General features: G+C 30.7%; 21 protein-coding genes. 13 read left to right on the top strand and 8 right to left on the bottom strand.

Annotated features, from left to right (window positions below):
- Positions 1-51 precede the first annotated feature (51 nt).
- The 6 genes from JBL43_RS08605 to JBL43_RS08580 are packed head-to-tail and all read right to left on the bottom strand — an operon-like array spanning position 52 to position 5,274.
- Complete coding sequence (locus JBL43_RS08605) at positions 52-1,290, bottom strand: molybdopterin molybdotransferase MoeA (protein WP_198841036.1); 1,239 nt, start codon at positions 1,288-1,290, stop codon at positions 52-54.
- A gap of 58 nt (positions 1,291-1,348) precedes the next feature.
- Positions 1,349-2,332 (bottom strand): GTP 3',8-cyclase MoaA, encoded by a 984-nt coding sequence (moaA, locus tag JBL43_RS08600; RefSeq protein ID WP_198841035.1) that lies wholly within the window; start codon positions 2,330-2,332, stop codon positions 1,349-1,351.
- Positions 2,333-2,384: 52 nt separating this feature from the next.
- Positions 2,385-2,798 (bottom strand): DUF6691 family protein, encoded by a 414-nt coding sequence (locus tag JBL43_RS08595; protein WP_198841034.1) that lies wholly within the window; start codon positions 2,796-2,798, stop codon positions 2,385-2,387.
- 3 nt (positions 2,799-2,801) lie between these two features.
- Positions 2,802-3,359 (bottom strand): YeeE/YedE family protein, encoded by a 558-nt coding sequence (locus JBL43_RS08590; RefSeq protein ID WP_117883984.1) that lies wholly within the window; start codon positions 3,357-3,359, stop codon positions 2,802-2,804.
- A gap of 12 nt (positions 3,360-3,371) precedes the next feature.
- A complete protein-coding gene (locus JBL43_RS08585) occupies positions 3,372-4,007 on the bottom strand; it encodes a Crp/Fnr family transcriptional regulator (RefSeq protein WP_198841033.1) in 636 nt (211 codons plus the stop codon).
- 13 nt (positions 4,008-4,020) lie between these two features.
- The gene (locus tag JBL43_RS08580; protein WP_198841032.1) at positions 4,021-5,274 is read right to left on the bottom strand and encodes a 3-deoxy-D-manno-octulosonic acid transferase; all 1,254 of its coding nucleotides are present in this window, start codon (positions 5,272-5,274) and stop codon (positions 4,021-4,023) included.
- An 84-nt stretch (positions 5,275-5,358) separates the two neighbouring features.
- Here JBL43_RS08580 and JBL43_RS08575 point away from each other — a divergent pair, with 84 nt between their 5' ends.
- The 4 genes from JBL43_RS08575 to rfbB are packed head-to-tail and all read left to right on the top strand — an operon-like array spanning position 5,359 to position 9,945.
- Complete coding sequence (locus JBL43_RS08575; RefSeq protein WP_198841031.1) at positions 5,359-6,525, top strand: DegT/DnrJ/EryC1/StrS family aminotransferase; 1,167 nt, start codon at positions 5,359-5,361, stop codon at positions 6,523-6,525.
- Between the two features lie 2 nt (positions 6,526-6,527).
- Positions 6,528-7,841, top strand: coding sequence for a UDP-glucose dehydrogenase family protein (locus tag JBL43_RS08570; RefSeq protein ID WP_198841030.1), 1,314 nt, complete (start codon positions 6,528-6,530; stop codon positions 7,839-7,841).
- An 11-nt stretch (positions 7,842-7,852) separates the two neighbouring features.
- Positions 7,853-8,866 carry a UDP-glucose 4-epimerase GalE gene (galE, locus tag JBL43_RS08565; RefSeq protein ID WP_198841029.1) on the top strand — a complete coding sequence of 338 codons (1,014 nt, stop codon included), beginning with the start codon at positions 7,853-7,855 and terminating at the stop codon, positions 8,864-8,866.
- Between the two features lie 32 nt (positions 8,867-8,898).
- Positions 8,899-9,945: a dTDP-glucose 4,6-dehydratase gene (gene rfbB, locus JBL43_RS08560; protein WP_198841028.1), complete on the top strand. Its 1,047-nt coding sequence runs from the start codon at positions 8,899-8,901 to the stop codon at positions 9,943-9,945.
- 15 nt (positions 9,946-9,960) lie between these two features.
- Here the strand turns inward: rfbB and JBL43_RS08555 are convergent, their stop codons facing one another.
- Both JBL43_RS08555 and JBL43_RS08550 read right to left on the bottom strand, forming a co-directional pair.
- Entirely contained in the window at positions 9,961-10,356 is a 396-nt protein-coding gene (locus JBL43_RS08555; RefSeq protein ID WP_198841027.1) for a hypothetical protein, read from the bottom strand.
- A gap of 18 nt (positions 10,357-10,374) precedes the next feature.
- Positions 10,375-11,553 carry an acyl-CoA dehydrogenase family protein gene (locus tag JBL43_RS08550; RefSeq protein ID WP_198841026.1) on the bottom strand — a complete coding sequence of 393 codons (1,179 nt, stop codon included), beginning with the start codon at positions 11,551-11,553 and terminating at the stop codon, positions 10,375-10,377.
- Positions 11,554-11,768: 215 nt separating this feature from the next.
- Here JBL43_RS08550 and rnpA point away from each other — a divergent pair, with 215 nt between their 5' ends.
- From rnpA to JBL43_RS08505, 9 genes are all read left to right on the top strand, one after another.
- Positions 11,769-12,161, top strand: a complete 393-nt coding sequence (gene rnpA, locus JBL43_RS08545; RefSeq protein ID WP_198841087.1) for a ribonuclease P protein component — start codon at positions 11,769-11,771, stop codon at positions 12,159-12,161.
- Positions 12,148-13,782 (top strand): S41 family peptidase, encoded by a 1,635-nt coding sequence (locus JBL43_RS08540; RefSeq protein WP_198841025.1) that lies wholly within the window; start codon positions 12,148-12,150, stop codon positions 13,780-13,782. Before rnpA ends, JBL43_RS08540 begins: the two co-directional genes overlap by 14 nt.
- Before the next feature lie 45 nt (positions 13,783-13,827).
- Positions 13,828-15,513, top strand: a complete 1,686-nt coding sequence (locus JBL43_RS08535) for a DUF6909 family protein (RefSeq protein WP_198841024.1) — start codon at positions 13,828-13,830, stop codon at positions 15,511-15,513.
- Positions 15,514-15,525: 12 nt separating this feature from the next.
- Positions 15,526-16,563 carry a hypothetical protein gene (locus tag JBL43_RS08530; RefSeq protein ID WP_198841023.1) on the top strand — a complete coding sequence of 346 codons (1,038 nt, stop codon included), beginning with the start codon at positions 15,526-15,528 and terminating at the stop codon, positions 16,561-16,563.
- Positions 16,564-16,656: 93 nt separating this feature from the next.
- Positions 16,657-17,454, top strand: a complete 798-nt coding sequence (locus JBL43_RS08525) for an FkbM family methyltransferase (RefSeq protein WP_198841022.1) — start codon at positions 16,657-16,659, stop codon at positions 17,452-17,454.
- A 29-nt stretch (positions 17,455-17,483) separates the two neighbouring features.
- Complete coding sequence (locus JBL43_RS08520) at positions 17,484-18,785, top strand: oligosaccharide flippase family protein (RefSeq protein ID WP_198841021.1); 1,302 nt, start codon at positions 17,484-17,486, stop codon at positions 18,783-18,785.
- A gap of 57 nt (positions 18,786-18,842) precedes the next feature.
- Positions 18,843-19,529: an FkbM family methyltransferase gene (locus tag JBL43_RS08515; RefSeq protein WP_198841020.1), complete on the top strand. Its 687-nt coding sequence runs from the start codon at positions 18,843-18,845 to the stop codon at positions 19,527-19,529.
- A 30-nt stretch (positions 19,530-19,559) separates the two neighbouring features.
- Positions 19,560-19,721, top strand: a complete 162-nt coding sequence (locus JBL43_RS08510) for a glycosyltransferase (protein ID WP_198841019.1) — start codon at positions 19,560-19,562, stop codon at positions 19,719-19,721.
- A 56-nt stretch (positions 19,722-19,777) separates the two neighbouring features.
- On the top strand, positions 19,778-20,644 hold the full coding sequence (locus tag JBL43_RS08505) for a glycosyltransferase family 2 protein (protein WP_198841018.1): 867 nt from the start codon (positions 19,778-19,780) through the stop codon (positions 20,642-20,644).
- Position 20,645 lies beyond the last annotated feature (1 nt).

Below are 20,645 nucleotides of genomic sequence, written 5' to 3'. Positions count from 1 at the left end.
GACCTCACAAGTGTTGACGCTGATGTGTCAGACTGAAAGGTATATTGTTTATTAATACTGTCGATATCTAATCAAAGGAAAAGTTTCTCCTTTTCTAAACTCCGTTTTATCGGCTGGCAATTCTAAAAAACCATCTGCATCTGCTAAATTAGCCAAATCTCCTGAACCTTTACCTTTTACTGGCGTTCCAATTATCCTTCCGTTTTCATTTTGCAGACGTACTTGTAAAAAATAAGTTAATGCTGGTTGAAAGGTAAAATCTTCAGAAAGAATAGCGTAATCCAAATTTTTATATTCAATGCCAATTGATTTTCTAAACCAAGGATAAAAATATTTTAAACAACCTACAAAAGTAGAAACAGGATTCCCTGGAAAAGCAAAAATTGTAGTTTTATGATTTCCATTACCTATTTTCATGTCATTTATACTAAAAGGTCCAATGGCCCCGAACCAGAAGGGTTTTCCTGGGCGTTGTTTTACTTTATGAAATTGTTTTTTAACCCCTAACTCTTCTAATATTTCGGGTAAAAAATCAAATTTCCCTTTACTGACGGCACCACTAAAAAGCAACACATCATAATCTAATAAATATCCTTCTATTTTTTGTTTCAAAATGGCTTTATCATCGTTAATATGGGCTGTATCTGCCTGAATTTTCAACTCCTGTAAAAGTGCCACTAACGTATAAACATTACTCCTTCTAATTTGATGATTTAAAGGAATTTTATCAACCTCAATCAACTCATCACCTGTAGAAACAATCATAACTTTTGGTTGTTTGGCTACTTTTACTGTTGCCTTACCAACAGTAGCTAGCACTCCAATTTCAGCTGACGAAATTATAGTGTTTTGTTTTATCAATAAATCATCTTGCTTTCGATCTAACCCTTTTCTATGAATGTTTTGACCTTGCTTTATAGTATCAGTGGATAGTTCAGCTTTACCGTCTTTAATCTCTACAAGCTCGTATGGAATAACTGTATCTACATTTTTGGGTACCACGGCACCTGTCATCACTTCTATACAATTCTGTTGACTTTTTAACGATAATTGTTCTGCCCCAGCGGCTTGGATGCTTTCAATTGGAAATGTGATATCCCCTTTTTTATAAGTATCATAATAAATGGCAATACCATCCATGCTGACTCTATCAAATGGAGGAAAATCTCTATCTGCACCAATGTCTTCCTTTAAAACACGTCCTAACGACTCCATAAAAGGAATTTTTTCAACACCGAAATCTTGAGATTCTGCTAAAATTATTTCTAATGCTTTTTCAACCGTTATCATAATAATATGACTATTTTAAACTTAAACCCCAATACTGGAGACATCTGTTTCTATTTACCTAACCTCCTATTGTAGACATACTTTCCGAAACATCATTATTTCTATTGGCCTCTGCTATAAAACCATTTTCAGGTTTTTGCTTGATAATACTCATAAAAAGCTGCTTTAAATCATCATTATTTGCTCCTTGGCGGATAAAATCTCGTATATTAAAAACACCATTATCAAAAAGGCAATTTTTAAACATGCCTGTAGACGTTATCCGTATGCGATTACAATCATCACAAATAGTTCTGGTGAAAGCAGGAATGATTCCAAATGCCCCTTTATAATCTGATACTTTGAAGTTATGAGAAGTTGATGATTTATCTGATATTAAAGGCGTAATGTTGCTATAATTGGATTTAATTTTATTTAAAATTTTATTGTAATTCCACTCCTCCTTCATGTTGCGTTGCCCCTTACCATTAAAAGGCATTTCTTCTATAAAACGTACTGCTAAATTTTTATGTTTAGTCAATTCAATAAAATCTATGATTTCATGTGTGTTAACATCCGATTGCACCACACAATTCAGTTTTAAATTTAAAGAGCTACTTTCTAAAGCTTCCAACGTTTTAAAAACATCATCAAAAACATCACGTCTTGTTATTTTTGCAAAATTCGCTTTGTCTAAACTATCAATACTCAGGTTTATAGTTTTTACTTTTAAAGCTTCAAGCTCTTTAATATGATTTACAATTAAAACGCCGTTGGTAGTGATATTAATTTCTTCCAATTTATCATTAAACGAAAGCATTTCTAAAAACTTGATAAAATCTTTACGTACAAATGGCTCTCCTCCTGTTAAGCGAACTTTATTAACACCTAGTTCACTTAAAACTCTGGTTATTCGGTACATTTCTTTAAAAGTAAGTAGTTCCTTCCTGTCAACGATATCAATGCCATGTGCTGGCATACAATATTGGCAACGCAAGTTACAACGATCAGTTACTGCCAATCGTAAATAGGAAATTTGCCTACCAAAATTATCGGTTAACATAATTATAATTTTAAAATAGAATTATTGGTAAAGATAAGAAAGAAAACATTGCCTAGTTTGGCATCCACCTTTTAACTCCGTGATATACAAAAGCACCTAACAAAGCTCCAAATACAATAATGAGAATTGCCAATACTCCCCGACCCAATAAAATAAACATAGGTCCAGGACAAGCACCAACTAAAGCCCAGCCTAAACCGAAAATAATACCACCAAACAAATTAGCTTTAAAAGCATTCTTTTTTGGCGGTATAATAATTTGTTCACCATCCTTATTTTTTAAAATACCTTTTTTGAATAACTGAATAATAAGAATACCTAAGACTACAGCAGAACCAATAACGCCGTACATATGAAAGGATTGAAACTTAAACATTTCATAAATTCTAAACCAAGAGATAACTTCTGCTTTGCTTAGTATAATACCAAATAAAATACCTACTATAAAAAATTTTATAAATTTCATCTTCTAAAATATTATCGGAATAAATACCCATGTCATTATTAATCCACCTACGAAAAATCCAATAACTGCAATTAATGATGGAATTTCTAAATTACTTAGCCCAACAATAGCATGACCCGATGTACAACCACCTGCATAACGTGTACCGAATCCAACTAAAAATCCACCCAGCAATAAAACTAAAATTCCTTTTAAAGAAAATAATGCATCTAATGAAAAAATTTCAGCTGGTAAATAAGATTGTCCGGCATTTTTAATACCTATTTCTGACAAATCCTGAATCGTTTGAGGATTTAAAGCAATAACCTCGTTTGGAGTAAGCCATTGATATGATATAAAACCGCCTATAATTGCTCCAAAAACAAAAATTAAGTTCCACGTATTTTTTCTCCAATCAAGTTTAAAATAACTATTGAATTTACCAGCTCCACCAATAGCACATATCGTTTCTAAATTTGAAGACACTCCAAATGTTTTACCAAAATAAAAGAGTAAGAACATAACCAAAGTAATCAATGGACCTGCGACATACCAAGGCCAAGGTTGTAAAAAGAATTCAATCATAATTATATTTTAATATTCAAGAACTTCTATTTTATTCCTAAATAGTTTAATTTTTTGTTCGTTTTCAAGTTGTTTTAACAATCTAGAAATAACAACCCGTGATGTGTTTAAATCTTGAGCAATCTCTTGATGCGTTGTTGTCAAGGTTGTGCTTCTCATTATTTTTACCTTATCAGTTAAGTATTTGAACAAACGCTCGTCCATTTTCTTAAAAGCCAACGTATCTATAGCTTCAATCATTTCTGATAGACGTGTATTGTAACTATCAATTACAAAAGTTCTCCAAGATTTATATTTGGCTAACCATTCATCCATTTTTTCAACAGGTATGAATATAATTTCAGAATCCATTTCTGCCACACCTCTAATCTCACTTTTTGCACCGTGCAATCCACTGCCAAAAGTAATGGTACATGTATCGCCATGTTCTAAGTAATACAATACTATTTCATCTCCCTTAGTATCTTCGTGACTAATTTTTATTGCACCTGATAGGATTAAGGGAATCTTATCAAATTTATCACCTAAATCTAGTAACAATTCATTTTCCTTTACCTTACTATAGACACCTACTTTGACAATTTCATCAACAAGTGCCTCCTCAAAAACTACATTAAAATAAGATGTTAATTTTTCTTTAATCATGATGTTCAGAAAATTAGTTATTGATGTATTTCATAATTTTTTGGGTAGACCCAATATTATTTAAAATATACTCCTTGGCAATATTACCTTTATTTTTACGAAAATCGTCATCGCTAAATAATAAAGTTAATCCAGTATCAAGCTCTTCCAAATTTTGAATAGACAGGCAGGCTTCAATCTGAAGCAAATCTTTTGCTTCATTAAATTTATGATAATTTGGACCAATAATTATTGGTACTCCAAAAGTTGCTGGTTCTAATACATTATGAATTCCAGTTCCAAAACCACCTCCAACATATGCAATATCACTATACTTATAAATCTTGGTTAGAATTCCAATAGTGTCTATAATTAACACTTGATATTCACTTAAATCCTTATTCTCCATTTCTGAATACAATAGTACTTTTTTATTTATGCTTTGCTTTAATTTATCAATTCCTTGAATATTGATATTGTGAGGAGCTATGATAAATTTTTGATTCTCATTTGATTTTTTATTAATAAAACTAACCAACAAGGCTTCATCTTTAGGCCAAGTACTACCGGCCACCAAAGTTGTTTTATTATTTTTAAATTTTTCAGCAAAACTAAGGTCAATTTCTTGCATCGTAATTTCATAAACTCTGTCAAACCTTGTGTCTCCAGAAAGCGTCGTATTGTTGAACCCTATTTTATTCAATAATTTTACAGATTCATTGTTTTGTACGAAAAAATGATCAAAAGTTTGTAGCGATTTTCGCATCCATCCTCCATAACCTTTAAAAAAAGATTGATTTTCTCTAAAAATGCCCGAAACCAAAATAGTCTTTATCTGTTTTTTTCTAAGTTCTTTCAATAAATTTGGCCAGAACTCATATTTTACAAATACTGCTATCGAAGGATCTACAATTTCTACAAACCTTCTTACATTCGTTTTAGTATCTAAAGGTAAATAAGTAACCACGTCAGCTATTGCATAACTTTTTCTAACCTCATAACCTGAAGGCGAAAAAAAAGTAACTAATATTTTAGATCCAAAAAATTGTGATTCTGAATTTGTAGTTTGTATTTTTATTTTTTCTATGATTGGTCTTCCTTGTTCAAATTCTCCCAAAGACGCACAGTGAAACCACACAACTTTGCTATCAGGTCCAAAACTATTTTGTAATTGAACAAAAACATCCTTTCTACCTTCAACAAAAAGAGCAATCTTCTTATTAAAAATTGCAATAATTTTAATCAAAAAACCTGCAATATAAACCGCTATGTTATATAAAAAATACATAAGATTTGGCTAAAATATGAATTTGTAAGATTAGGCGTTAAATAATTTGTAATTTTGTGCGTTTATTGTTAAAAACCATAACGAATGAAACCAATTGAAATGGTTGACTTAAAAAGTCAATATAAAAGAATAAAAGGGCAAATAGATACATCTATTCAAAAAGTAATTGATAATACCTCGTTTATCAATGGACCCGAAGTAAAACAATTTCAACAAGAATTAGAAGAGTACCTCGACGTTAAGCATGTAATACCATGTGCCAATGGCACGGACGCTTTACAAATTGCCATGATGGGTTTAGGCCTTGAGCAAGGAGACGAAGTAATTACAGCTGATTTTACTTTTGCTGCAACTGTTGAAGTTATTGCATTATTAAAATTAACACCTGTATTAGTTGATGTTGAAGCAGATACATTTAATATAGATATTGAAGCTCTTAAAAAAGCCATCACTCCAAAAACAAAAGCTATTGTACCTGTACATTTATTTGGACAATGTGCAAATATGGAGGCTATTTTAGAAGTTGCTAAAGAACATAACTTATATGTAATCGAAGACAACGCTCAAGCGATAGGTGCAGATTATACTTTTGCTGATGGCACAAAACAAAAAGCAGGAACCATTGGAAACGTTGGAACAACTTCGTTTTTTCCATCTAAAAACTTAGGCTGTTATGGTGATGGTGGTGCTATTTTCACAAATGATGACGATTTAGCTCATAAATTACGTGGTATTGTAAATCATGGGATGTATCAGCGTTATTATCACGATGAAGTAGGTGTAAATTCACGTTTAGATAGTATACAAGCAGTTGTGTTAAGTGCCAAATTACCTCATTTAGATGCATATTGTAATGCCAGAAGAAATGCTGCTAAATATTACAATAATGCCTTTAAAGCTTCTAAAAACATTATTACCCCTTCAGTTACTTACAACTGTAATAAAAACGGAAATGAAATTTGTGACACTTGTAATTGTCATGTTTTCCATCAGTATACCTTAAGGATAGTTGACGTTGATAGAAATGCACTACACCAGCATTTATTAGATAATAATATACCATGTGCTATTTATTATCCAGTGCCTTTACACAGTCAAAAAGCATATAGTGATGAACGTTATAACGAAGCTGATTTTCCTGTTACCAATGAATTGATAAAATCGGTTATTTCTCTACCTATGCATACAGAGTTAGAAGAAGACCAACAAGATTTTATTGCCAAAACGATATTGAATTTTATAAATAAATAAGCATGAATTTAACGGTTATTGGGACTGGCTATGTAGGTTTAGTAACAGGAACTTGTCTAGCAGATATGGGTAACAATGTTACTTGTGTTGATATTGATGAAGACAAAGTAAAGGCCATGAAAAATGGTAAAATACCTATTTATGAACCTAATTTAGAAGAACTTTTCAATAAAAATATTGTAGGGGATAGATTACACTTTACCACAAATTTAAAAGAAGCAATTCAAAATTCATCAGTTATATTTTTAGCATTACCTACGCCGCAAGACGAAGATGGATCTGCTGATTTATCTTATGTTAAAGGTGTTGCCCATGATTTGGGCAAAATGATAAAAGGTTATAAAGTAATCATTAATAAAAGTACGGTACCCGTAGGTACATCTGATATTGTTAAAGACATCATTTCTAGTCATACTAATGTAGCGTTTGACGTAGTTTCAAATCCTGAATTTTTGCGTGAAGGTTATGCTGTAAAAGATTTTATGGAACCTGAACGTATAATTATTGGTTCTAAAAGTAAAAAGGCTAAATCTATTTTATCAAAATTGTATAAGCCTTTTATTAGCACAAAACGACCTATCATCTTTATGGATGAACGCTCTTCAGAGCTTACAAAATATGCTTCTAACTGTTTTTTAGCAACTAAAATTACCTTTATGAATGAGGTTGCGAATCTCTGCGAAATCATAGGCTCAGATGTTGATATGGTTAGAATTGGTATGGGTTCAGATTCGAGAATAGGGAACCGGTTTTTATACCCAGGTATAGGTTACGGAGGTTCTTGTTTTCCGAAAGATGTAAATGCTTTAGTAAAATCTAGTGATGAAGCCAATTACGATTTTAAAATTTTAAAATCAGTTTTGGATGTTAACGTACAACAAAAAAAGTCATTAGTTCCTAAAGTATCTCGTTATTTCAATGACAATTTAAAAGGTAAAAAAGTCGCCATTTGGGGATTAGCTTTTAAACCCAATACAGATGATGTACGGGAAGCACCAGCTATTGATGTTATTAACGAATTGTTATTACAAGATGTTGAAATTACAGCCTACGACCCTGAAGCTATGCCAAACATCGAGCGTATTTATGGTGATAAAATCCAATTTGGGAAAAATGCTTATGACATTTTAGAAGATGCGGATTGCTTATTAATTTGCACTGAATGGAGCGAATTTACGCAGCCAAGTTTTGATAAAATTAAAAAATTGTTGAAAAACCCTATCGTTTTTGACGGTAGAAATATGTTTGATTTAGAAGCCATGAAGCATAATGGATTTCATTACGAATCTGTTGGAAGAAAAATAGTTACGATTTAATATTTTATAAAATGAGTAAAATTTTAGTTACTGGTGGTTTAGGTTTTATAGGTTCTCACACTGTTGTTGAACTACAAAATGAAGGTTATGAAGTTGTTATCATTGATGACCTTTCTAATACTACAATTGATGTTTTAGATAAAATAATTTCAATTACAGATAAAAAGCCTTTATTTGAAAAATTAGATTTAAAGGACAAGACTTCCATTCAGCAATTTTTTAAGAAGCATAAAGACATACAAGGTGTTATTCATTTTGCTGCCTCTAAAGCAGTTGGTGAAAGTGTTGAAAAACCTTTGAAATATTACCACAATAACATTTCAACATTAATATATCTATTGGAAGAAATGACTGCAAATAAGGTGAATAATTTTATTTTTAGTTCTTCATGTACCGTTTATGGTCAAGCTGATATTATGCCCATTACTGAAAGTGCTCCGTTCAAAACTGCGGAATCTCCTTATGGGAACACCAAACAGATTGGAGAAGAGATTATTTCTGATGCTTCTAAGGTTTCTGATTTAAATGCCATTGCGTTACGCTATTTTAATCCTATTGGAGCTCATAAAACGACTAAAATAGGAGAATTACCTATTGGAGTACCACAAAACTTAATTCCTTATGTAACGCAAACAGCAGCGGGAATGAGAAAAGAACTTTCCGTTTTTGGTGGCGATTACCCAACACCAGATGGTACCGCAGTGCGTGACTATATTCATGTTGTTGATTTGGCAAAAGCTCATACAGTTGCTATGAAAAGATTATTGGAAGGTGATAATAAATCAAATTTTGAAGTCTTTAACATTGGTACTGGCAAAGGAAGTTCCGTTTTAGAAGTGATAAAAGCCTTTGAAAAGGCTACAAATAAAAAATTAAACTATAAAATTGTCGAGCGTCGTGAAGGTGACATTACAGAAGCATTTGCAGATACTACTTATGCTCAAAATGAGTTAAAATGGAAAGCTGAACTTAGTTTAGAAGATGCATTGGCATCTGCTTGGAAGTGGCAGGAGACCTTGAAATAAAAATAACTCCTATTTTCGTAGGAATAATAGACATGAAAAACATATTAATTACTGGTGGAGCTGGATTTATTGGAGCTCACGTTGTTAGACTATTCGTTACTAATTATCCTAAGTATCATATTTATAATTTAGATGCCTTAACCTATGCTGGAAATTTAGAAAATATCGCTGATATTTCTGATGCTCCAAATTATACTTTTGTTAAAGGAAATATTAAAGATATCGACTTTATTAATAATCTATTTCAAGAGCATAAATTTGATGGGGTTATTCACTTGGCTGCTGAAAGTCATGTGGATAGATCTATTACCAATCCTAATGATTTTATTGAAACGAATGTATTGGGAACTGCTAATTTATTAAATGCCTTTCGCGATTTATGGAAAGGCAATTTTGAAGATAAATTATTCTATCATGTTTCTACTGATGAAGTTTATGGTTCCTTAGGTAAAACAGGATTGTTTACTGAAACTACATCTTACGACCCACAATCACCTTATGCCGCTTCTAAAGCTGCATCTGATCATGTGGTTCGATCGTTTGGAAACACCTATAAATTACCTTTTGTAATAAGTAATTGTTCTAATAATTATGGTGCAAATCAATTTCCAGAAAAGCTTATTCCCTTGTTTATTCACAATATTAGAACGGGTAAAAATTTACCAGTTTACGGTGATGGAAATTACACAAGAGATTGGCTATTTGTTGAAGACCATGCCAAGGCAATCGATTTAATATTTCATAAGGGTAAACTTGCCGATACTTATAATATTGGCGGATTTAACGAGTGGACGAACCTGAACTTAATTAAGGTATTGTGTAAGCAAATGGATTTAAAATTAAATCAACCTGAGGGAACTTCAGCAAAATTAATCACTTTTGTAAAAGACAGACCGGGTCACGATAAACGCTATGCTATCGATGCTACGAAACTTAATAAAGAATTAGGTTGGAAACCTTCGGTAACCTTCGAAGAAGGCCTGTCTAAAACTATTGATTGGTATTTAGAAAACGAACAATGGTTGAACAATGTTACTTCTGGTGCCTATAAAGATTATTATAAGAAAATGTACGAATAATACATCTTTAAATATTTAATTATTCAATTGATCGTAAGCTGAATATTGTTGATTAAAAGCCGCATCAATATTTGGAGTTTTTTTTGGCTTCCTTCGTTTTAAAGGAATAACGATACTAGCACCAATTACTCCACCTAGCACACTATATTGAAAGTCTTTTTTACTTCTTGTACCATTGAACCATTTTGGATCAACAACCTCCTTTAAATACCCAAAAGCTGAAGCTGTTGCTGCTCCTATTAGCCAAGCTTTTAATTTGCTATTTGTTTTTCTATAAACTAAATAAGATGTACCTCCACCAATTATTGCTCCTACAATAACATGTTCTGGATGTCCTTTTTCAGAAATAATGGTTTGTCCATATAATGGATAATAAGCAAATAGTACTATTAAGATTATTATATACCTCACAACTAAATATACTCTTTTTTATTTAAAGGCATTCAATCCTGTAACATCTAACCCTGTAATTAGCAAATGAATATCGTGCGTACCTTCATAAGTAATTACCGATTCTAAATTCATCATATGTCTCATAATAGAGTATTCACCAGTTATACCCATTCCTCCAAGCATTTGTCTCGCTTCTCTAGTTATTTTTAACGCCATATCAACGTTATTCCTTTTGGCCATTGATATTTGTGCTGAGGTTGCTTTTCCTTCATTACGCAACACACCTAACCGCCAAGCCAATAGTTGTGCTTTTGTAATTTCCGTAATCATTTCAGCCAACTTCTTTTGTTGCAATTGAAATGCTCCAATAGGTTTACCAAATTGCATACGTTCTTTCGAATATCTTAAGGCTGTATCATAACAATCCATTGCCGCACCAATCGCTCCCCAAGCAATTCCAAATCTAGCCGAATCCAAGCAACCTAATGGTGCCCCAAGTCCAGATTTATTTGGTAATAAATTCTCTTTAGGAACTTTTACATTATCAAAAATCAATTCTCCTGTAGCAGAAGCTCTTAAAGACCATTTATTATGTGTTGTTGGTGTTGTAAATCCTTCCATACCACGTTCTACAACAAGCCCGTGAATTCTACCCGATTCATCCTTAGCCCAAACCACTGCAATATCTGCAAATGGTGCATTTGAAATCCACATTTTTGCTCCATTTAGTAAATAATGATCTCCCTTATCTTTAAAATTAGTCACCATTCCTGAAGGATTCGATCCATGGTCTGGTTCTGTAAGTCCAAAACAACCCATAAATTCTCCTGACGCCAATTTGGGTAAATATTTTTGACATTGAGCTTCGTTACCATATTTCCAAATAGGATACATAACTAAAGAAGATTGCACTGAGGCCGTTGAGCGAACACCAGAATCACCACGCTCTATTTCCTGCATAATTAGTCCGTAAGAAATTTGGTCCAAACCTGCTCCTCCATACTCTTCAGGAATATAAGGTCCAAAAGCACCTATTTCAGCCAATCCTTTAATAATTTGCGTTGGAAATTCCGCTTTTTGAGCATAATCCTCTATGATTGGTGAAACTTCTCGCTTTACCCACTCTCTAGCAGCATCCCTAACTAATTTATGTTCTTCGGTTAATAAATCATCCAATTGGTAATAATCTGGAGCTTGAAATAAATCTTGTGACATATTATTAATATTTAGTATTCAAAAATAACGATTTATGTCATTTTATTGTGTTTTTTTCTAAATAGTTTATTGACTACATTTGTTTATGTATTATAAACATTACTACTTTATCGGTAATGGCTAAAATCTTAATATTATGACAAGAGCAATAGCTAGATACATTTGCTCTTGAATTATAATTACTAGTTATTTATTAATTTCAAAAACTAAATCACCTGAAATTTTCATTAAAAAAAGAAGAAAAGCTGAAAAGTAAAATCCTGATTGGAGAACTATTTGAAAAGGGGAAATCCTTATCAAAATTTCCACTGCGTTTAGTATATTTAAAATCAGAGCATTCTTCTAATTACCCAATAAAAGTAGCCTTCTCAGCCCCAAAGCGTAGGTTTAAAAAAGCTGTGGATAGAAACAGAATTAAACGCCTGATGAGAGAGGCTTATCGCAAAAACAAGCATATTTTATATAGTAACATTGAAGAAAAGTATATTATTATGTTTACCTATTTAGACGAAAACGAGTTAAAATACGTTGAAATAGAAGAAAAATTAATACTTTTATTAAAAAGGTTATCTGATAAAATCAAGTCTTGCCAGCATGAAGAGAGTTAAACAATTAGGAATTATTACTGTACTGATTACTGTTTTAACAGTATCAGTTGGTTATAAATCTGACTTTTTTGAAGTCGCCAAACAAATAGAAATCTATACTACATTGTTCAAAGAATTAAATATGTATTATATAGATGAAACTAATCCTGCCGAATTAACAGAAGCTGCAATAGACCACATGTTAAATGAATTAGACCCCTATACTCGGTTTTATGACGAGCAAGGTGTAGAAAAAGCAAGAATAAATGCCGCATCTGATAATGGAGGAATTGGTGCCAGTACTAAAATAATTGACAATAAATTGTATATAGCCGAAGCCTATGAAGATGCCGCAGCAGATAAAGCTGGATTAAAAACTGGTGACCAAATTGTAAAAATAAATGAACTTGCTCTTAGCAAAATCCCTGCAATAGATGCTATGTCTATGCTTAACGGCAACCCTAATTCTAAAGTTAGTTTAGAATTAAAAAGGCAAGACAAAACTTTTACCGCTACAATAAACAGAGAGGCTAATGAATTTGACCCTGTTCCCTACTACAGAATGTTAGATGACCAAGTTGGTTATATTTCATTTATTAAATTTAACACAAAAGCATCTTCTAGTGTAAAAGCTGCCTTTGAGGATTTAAAATCTCAAGGAATGACTAAGTTGGTTCTAGATATTAGAGGAAATGGTGGAGGATTGCTAAATGAAGCCGTGGAGATAACGAACTTTTTTGTCCCAAAAAATGAAGTAGTAGTTACCACAAAAGCTAAAGTAAAAAAGTGGAGTGACACTTATAAAACGAAAAGAGAGCCTATAGATTTAGATATTCCAATTGCAGTTTTAATAGACCGATATTCTGCATCAGCCTCTGAAATTGTTGCTGGCTCTTTACAAGATTTAGATCGAGCGGTAATTATTGGCGAACGTTCTTTTGGAAAAGGTTTAGTGCAGCGTTATAGAAAACTAACCTATGGTACACAGCTAAAATTAACGATATCAAAATATTATACGCCTAGTGGAAGATGCATTCAAGAATTAGATTATACTCATAAAAATAAAGATGGTGTAATTCCAAAATTTTCTGAAATTAAAAGAAATGCATTTAAAACTTCAAATGGCAGAACCGTTTATGATGGAGGTGGAATAGAACCTGACATTAAATTATCTAAAACAGAAAGAACCAATGCTACCCATGCTTTATTAGAATCTGATGCTATTTTTATGTTCGCTAACACTTTTACAAATAAAAATAAAACTATTGATGATACAGAAACCTTTAATCTTAAAGATTCAGATTATCAAGATTTTATTACTTATCTAATCGAAAATAAAGATGCCTTTCAAACGGAAACAGATAATAAATTATCAGACGCTTTAAAAACTGCTGAAAAAGATGGTTATAGTGAGAGTATAGATAAAGAATATCAAAATTTAATTTCAAAGATTAATAGTGAAAAAATTAAAGAATTATCGCAAAATGAATTTGAAATTAAAGATGCATTAACGAATGAAATTGTCAGACGATACTATTACAAAAAAGGCGAATATATCCATAAAGCATCTCATGATAAGGGAATTATTGAAGCCCTACAAATCTTGAATGATGAAAATAAATATCAAAATCTTTTAAAATAATTTTTTAGTAAGTATTTTGGTATCTTTGTTCAAATATATTTTTGAATGAATACTTTAAAGCCAACCAAATCTCAAGAATCTTCTAACGCTATTGAACGTATGTATACCGCTATGCGGCATTTGTTCAATCGTGGATTTTATAAACCCATGGGTGTTTCTGGGCAAACCTTACGAGAATCTTTATTGCTCCTAAGACCAGAAATATATGGTTCTATTGCAGATGAAAATACCGAACTTGATGGACTATTATATGTAATCGAAAGATTACCTGAAGGGATAGAAGAATGTCAATTTATCAATCTAACTTCAGACGAAGGTTATAAAGATTCTCACTACACACCAATTATTCCTGAAAAAAGACGTAGAAATTGCTACAGAATCGATAAAGATCAAATGAATATTGAAATTACGCGAGGGCGTTCTGATATTTATGATGTTTTAACGCACCTGACTTTCCTATTCATAGAATCTCATAAAATAAAAAATAATATACTAATTGACGAAGAAGGTATAACCATTCGAGAATGGATGCATTTGGAAGAGGTCGTACTTAATAATAAAGAATTATCAGATAATGAGAGAGAAGTTCTGATTACCCATTTGGCCAACATTTTGGGAAGAACTTTTATAGAAGTTAAACAAATAGCTCAAAGTTTTGCAACAAAAGAAAACCCAAATAAATTCTTCAATTGTATTTTTTGGATGGGTAAATTGGCTCTTAACGAAACCTTATTAAACAAAAAAAGGACAATTGTTTTTAGCACTTCACTTCGCGAACGCATTGGTCATCATATTTATGGAGATAAGTGGGCAAACAGCATAAAAGAAGTCTTAGATAAAAATAATTTAATCAAAAGACCGATTCATATTATCAGTGCAAATATGCATAGTGTTATGAATTCTATTTATGCTCCAATAATTTTGTCTAAGGAGGCAAAATTAAATGAAGGAATCGCTTTATTTGAATTGCTTAGTAAAAAAGCAAATGCTTCTTTACAAAAAAAGGTAAAAGAACATGCGTCACAAAACGGTTTAATCTATGTAAAGGATACTTCTGGAACTAACATAAATGTTCAAATTATTGATACCGAAAAAATTAATTTCAAAGGTTCTAAATATTCATTTTCAAAAGAATTATCCGAAGAAAACAAACCAATTATCATCGTAATGGATTATGCCTTTGGAGAGCAAGCATTTGAAACCTTAGACGAATTGTTAAAACCTTTCGTTTGCAAAAAGGAAAAAATACACCATTTAAATGTGGAATCGGTTTCAATAATGGGTAAAGCAGGTATTTTACAAGGTGGAAAAGGAGATATTATGATTCCTTCTGCTCATATTTTTGAAGGCACAGCAGATAACTATCCTTTTACAAACGAGCTTAAAAAAGAAGATTTAGAAGGTTTTGGTCTTAATGTTTATGAAGGGTCAATGGTTACTGTCTTAGGAACTTCTTTACAAAATAGAGATTTATTAGAATTTTTCCATAATTCTACTTGGAGAGCCATTGGATTAGAAATGGAAGGTGCACATTATCAAAAAGCAATACAATCGGCTTCAAAAATAAGAGGAAACATATCAGAAAATGTAAAAGTTAGATATGCATATTACGCCTCTGATAACCCCTTGGAAACTGGTGGTACACTTGCCTCTGGTGGTTTGGGCACAACTGGCGTTAGACCAACCTATGTGATAACGCAAAAAATATTAGAACAAATTTTTTCAGCTTAAATTAAGTACAACATGAGTCAACAAAATATTCAAAAAGACGAAGAGGTAGATTTAGGCAATCTTTTTAAAGCTATTGGTAAAGGATTTCAAAACCTTTTTAATGCTATTGGTCAATTTTTTATGAGCTTATTAAATTTGCTTATAATGGCATTAGTCTTTATTAGAAATAATGCCATAAAATTAGGTTTGGCTGTTTTTATTGGGGCAATTGTTGGCTTAGTTTTAGACTTTAACACACCGAAACAATTTTCCTCTACAATGATTGTAGAACACAATTTTAATAGTGCTCAACAATTATATAAAAACATAGAGTTTTATAATGAATTGGTAAAACAAAAGGATTCCGTTTTATTAGCAGAAGCGTTAGACATTACGGTAAGTGAAGCTGTTAAATTAAAAGGGTTTTACATTAGCCCAATCAGAAATGAAAATGAAAAATATGAACTTTTTGATAAATTTGTTAATGAAGTAGATACTGCCACAGTGAGTAGAATTGACTTTAAGGAATTTAAACAAGGATTTACGGATTACGATTATAAGTACCATCAGATTAAGGTTAAATCCTTGAGCAATGGTATTTTTGATAAATTGAGTACTCCAATTGTGAATTCAGTTGAAAGTAACCCGTATTTTAATAACCAAAAAAAGATAAACGATCAAAACTTACTTCAAAATGAAAAGGTCTTAGTCAAATCTTTAAGTGAAGTAGACACATTAAGAAATATATACAACGAAGTTTTAATTACAGAAGCTAAAAAAGCAGAAACAGGAACCAATATTACACTAGCCCAAGGTTCAAAAAAAACAAATGAACTTGAGCTATTTAGTGAAAGCTTAAAGTTAAATAAAGATTTAATTAGTAATAATAAAGCAAAAGCTGAAACTACAGACATTTTAAATGTGGTTTCCTCATTCAGTAAAGTCGGGGTAAAGGAAAGTAGTCTATTTAAAAAAAATACATTTCTATTGGGTATTGGGTTTGGTCTATTGATGCTATTATTTATATTATTTAGGCAGTTGAATAGGTATTTGAAGAATTATAAAAACTAAGTATTTGGTCTTTGAACTTTAATTCAAATAAGACCATACTCAGACAAGACAAAGTAAACAATCAACATTGGTCAAAATCGGCTATCTATTAAAATGATAATATTAAATACTATTTTTAAATTTCTATTTAGTGTTGCAGGAATGAATGCAGGTTTTTCAGTTAGTAAAAATGAGTTAAATTCTTTCATTAAAAATTTAAAACCACAAAAAACAAATTTTGAACTCATTAGACTGGGACCTGAAGGTGATGGTGGATATTTAGTACCCAATGATTTAGAAAATATAGATGCTTGCTTTTCTCCAGGAGTTGATTTAATAAGTGACTTTGAACAAGAGTGTTATAATATAGGGATGCAAATTTATTTAGCTGATAAGTCAGTAGATAGACCTAATTTAGAAATTCCTCAAGATAATTATCATTTTCTGAAAAAATTTATTGGTCCAATCAATAATGATGACTATATAACAATGGACAGCTGGGTTAATTCTGTAAATACAAAGGCTAACTCTGATTTACTATTACAAATGGATATTGAGGGTCACGAATATTCTTCTATACTGGGTATGTCTGACGAATTAATGAATAGGTTTAGAATTATTGTTATAGAATTTCATGAATTAAATAAACTATGGAACAAAGAGTTTTTTAGGATAGCCCAAGCCGTTTTTACAAAGCTCTTAGATACACATGTGTGTGTACATATACATCCGAACAATCAATATGGTATAGATACTCTTAAAGGTATAGGAATACCTAGAATTGCCGAATTTACTTTTCTAAGAAAAGATCGTATAACCATTCTCAGTGATGCTATTGAAATCCCAAACAAACTGGATTTTGATAATACAAATAATAAGAGCATCGTATTACCTAATATTTGGTACAAATAATTTTAAATTTCTAAAAATTTAGATTCATTTTGGATGAAAAAAACAGCATCTTAAAAAAAAATATTACTTATATTTTTTTCTTTAAATTAATTTCGGTTCTATTTGTTTACCTATCTGTTCCATTATTAATAGATGCTTTAGGCGTTGATAACTATGGAATATGGATTACAGTATATTCAATATTTGGATGGATTTACTTGTTAGACTTGGGATTAAATAATGGTTTAAAAAACAAATTAACAATTGCTTTCCTAAAAAAAGAAAATGAAGTTAATGAATATATTACTACCTCATATATATGTTTAGCCTGTCTTGCAATTGTGTTTTTTTTAATTTCAAGTTTATTAATTTATTTTATAAATCTGGGTAATCTTTTAAACATTCCACTTGAAGAATGGTATATAAAAACACTATTTTTTATTACTTTAATATCATTTGTAATTATATTTATTCTAAGCATTTATAAGCAGTTTTTCTATGCATTGCAAAAATCTTCAATTGTAGAACTTTCAATGATGATTTATAACGGATTGGTTTTATTATTACTTTATTTATTTTTCCACTATTCTAAATCTTCATTAATTACAACCACAATTATTTACGGTGCATCTAATATTTTAATTTGCATTATTTTCACTTATATATTCTTTAAAAATAAAAATGAATATACTTTTTCATTTAAAAATTTTAAATTTCAAAAAATTAAAGAACTTAGCAGGATTAGTGTAGGTTTTTTTATTATCCAAATTTGTGTTTTAATTATTCTTTCCACTGATAATTTATTGGTAATTATACTATTAGGACCAACAGAAGTAACTTCTTATAACAATGCTTTTAAACTGTTTCAGCTATTTTTAATTGTTAGCACTATCATTCATGCTCCTTTATGGGCTTTGTACACAGACGCTTATCATAAAAAAGACTTTAAATGGATTAAAAAAACGATGCTTAGGTTAAATGTTTTGTTCATAATTTTAATTTTATTCGTTGCATTAACAATATATCTCGGACCTGAAATTTTAGCACTTTGGATTAAGGAAGACATTTTTTATGATCCAAAATTATTACTTTTTATGGGTTTGTTCGTTATTGTCAGAATTTTCGGCGAAATTTATATTACCTTTCTAAATGGTATTGGAAAGATTAAAATTCAATTAATTGTATCTATTTCCGCCGCTATTATTAATATTCCATTATCAATAATTTTTGTAAAATATTTTGATTTGGGTAATAGTGGGATCATACTTGCGACAGTTATCAGTATTTCTATTTATGCAATTGCAATGCCTATTCAGGCATTTTCAATTTTAAGGAAAAAAAATATTGTATGATTGTAATTAGAATGAACAGTCAAGAAACGTGTTACTCTAATATAAATTTCTGTTTAAATGATAAAAATATCAAGTATTTCGACTAAAGTTATAAGAAAAATAAATAATGTATTGGGCAGAGGTACTAATAAATTCTTAAAACATGTTACTGGTGTAATTCATATTGGAGCCAATACAGGTCAAGAAAGAGATTTATACCGAACACATAATTTGAAAGTAGTGTGGGTTGAACCAATACCTAAAGTCTACGAAAAATTAAAAGAAAATATTAAAAGTTATGAAAATCAAAAAGCTATAAAAGCTCTTATTACAAATAAAAATAATAAGGAATATAAATTTAATATTGCAAATAACGAAGGAGCCTCATCTTCTATTTTAAAATTAAAAGAGCATAAAGATATTTGGCCAGATGTTTTTTACAAAGAAACCATTTTATTAAAAAGCACAACATTAGAGAAGTTAATTGAAAATGAAAAAATAAATATTAACAATTATCAGGCATTAGTTTTAGACACTCAAGGGTCAGAATTACTAGTTTTAAGTGGAAGTACTTCTATATTAAAGCATTTTAAGTATATCGTTGTTGAAGTGGCCGATTTTGAATCTTATAAAGATTGTTGTACACTTATTCAGGTTACTGAGTTTATGAAAAAACAAAATTTTCAAGAAAATCACCGATCAAAATTTGTAGAAAGTATAAATGGCGGAAGTTATTATGATATTGTTTATAAAAGAATGAATTAATACTTAAACAAACACACTACGGATTAAATCATGGAGGAAACAGATATAAATATTAAACCATTAGTTTCAATTATTACTGGGTCTTATAATAGTAAAAAAACAATCAGAGATACTATTGAATCTGTTTTAAATCAAAGTTATCCTAATATTGAATATGCTTTAATTGATGGAAGACTAAAGACAATACATTAAACCTTAGAAAATATATAGTATAAAAAAACTATACTTAAATTTTTAATCAAGTCATAATGAATAATAAACCTCTAATTTCAATAATTACGGCATCATATAATAATGAGAGTACTATAAAAGATACTATACAATCTATTTTAAATCAAACTTATACTAATTTTGAATTTATCATAGTTGACGGAAATTCAAAAGATAAAACATTAGATTTAATTGAAGCTTATGAACAGAAATTTAGTGACAGAAAAATAAGATACAAATACCTAAGCGAACCTGACAATGGTATTTACTGTGCCTGGAATAAAGCATTAAAAATGATTCATGGTGAATGGGTCGTTTTTATTGGAGCAGATGATTATTTCAAAAATAATATGGTTTTTGAAGAAATGATTCCATATTTAAATCAATCAATAGAGCAAAATTATAAATATGTTTATGGTAAAATTGAACATGTAACATTTAAAAATCAATTAGTAGAAATTGCTGGAAAACCATGGCCTTTGCAGAAAAGTAGATTTACTTATACTATGAATATTGGCCATAGCGGATGCTTTCATCATAAAGAATTATTTAAACAACATGGCACCTTTAATGAGTCTTTTAAAATTGCTGGAGACTACGAATTTCTATTGAGGGAACTAAAAGACCCAAACAATAACGCGTTCTTTGTTGATACATCACTTATAGTGATGAGAGAAGGAGGAGTCAGCGGAAGTCTAAATAATAGATTAACGATAGTTAAAGAGAATCATAAGGCAAGAAAATTAAATGGTATTTTAACATTTTCTAGAGAATTGTTTTTGTGGGAAATTAGAGTGAGAGGACTTATCATGATAAGTTCAATTTTTGGCGATAATTTTGCTAAAAAGATGGCAGATTATTATAGAAAAATATTTTTAGGAAAAAAAAAGCGATGGAGCATTTGAT

Origin of the sequence: Aureibaculum flavum, from assembly GCF_016406085.1 — a bacterium.
Classification (GTDB): Bacteria; Bacteroidota; Bacteroidia; order Flavobacteriales; family Flavobacteriaceae; genus Aureibaculum; species Aureibaculum flavum.
The sequence above is the reverse complement of the archived record's forward strand: the minus strand, read 5'-3'. Positions and strand labels throughout refer to the sequence as shown.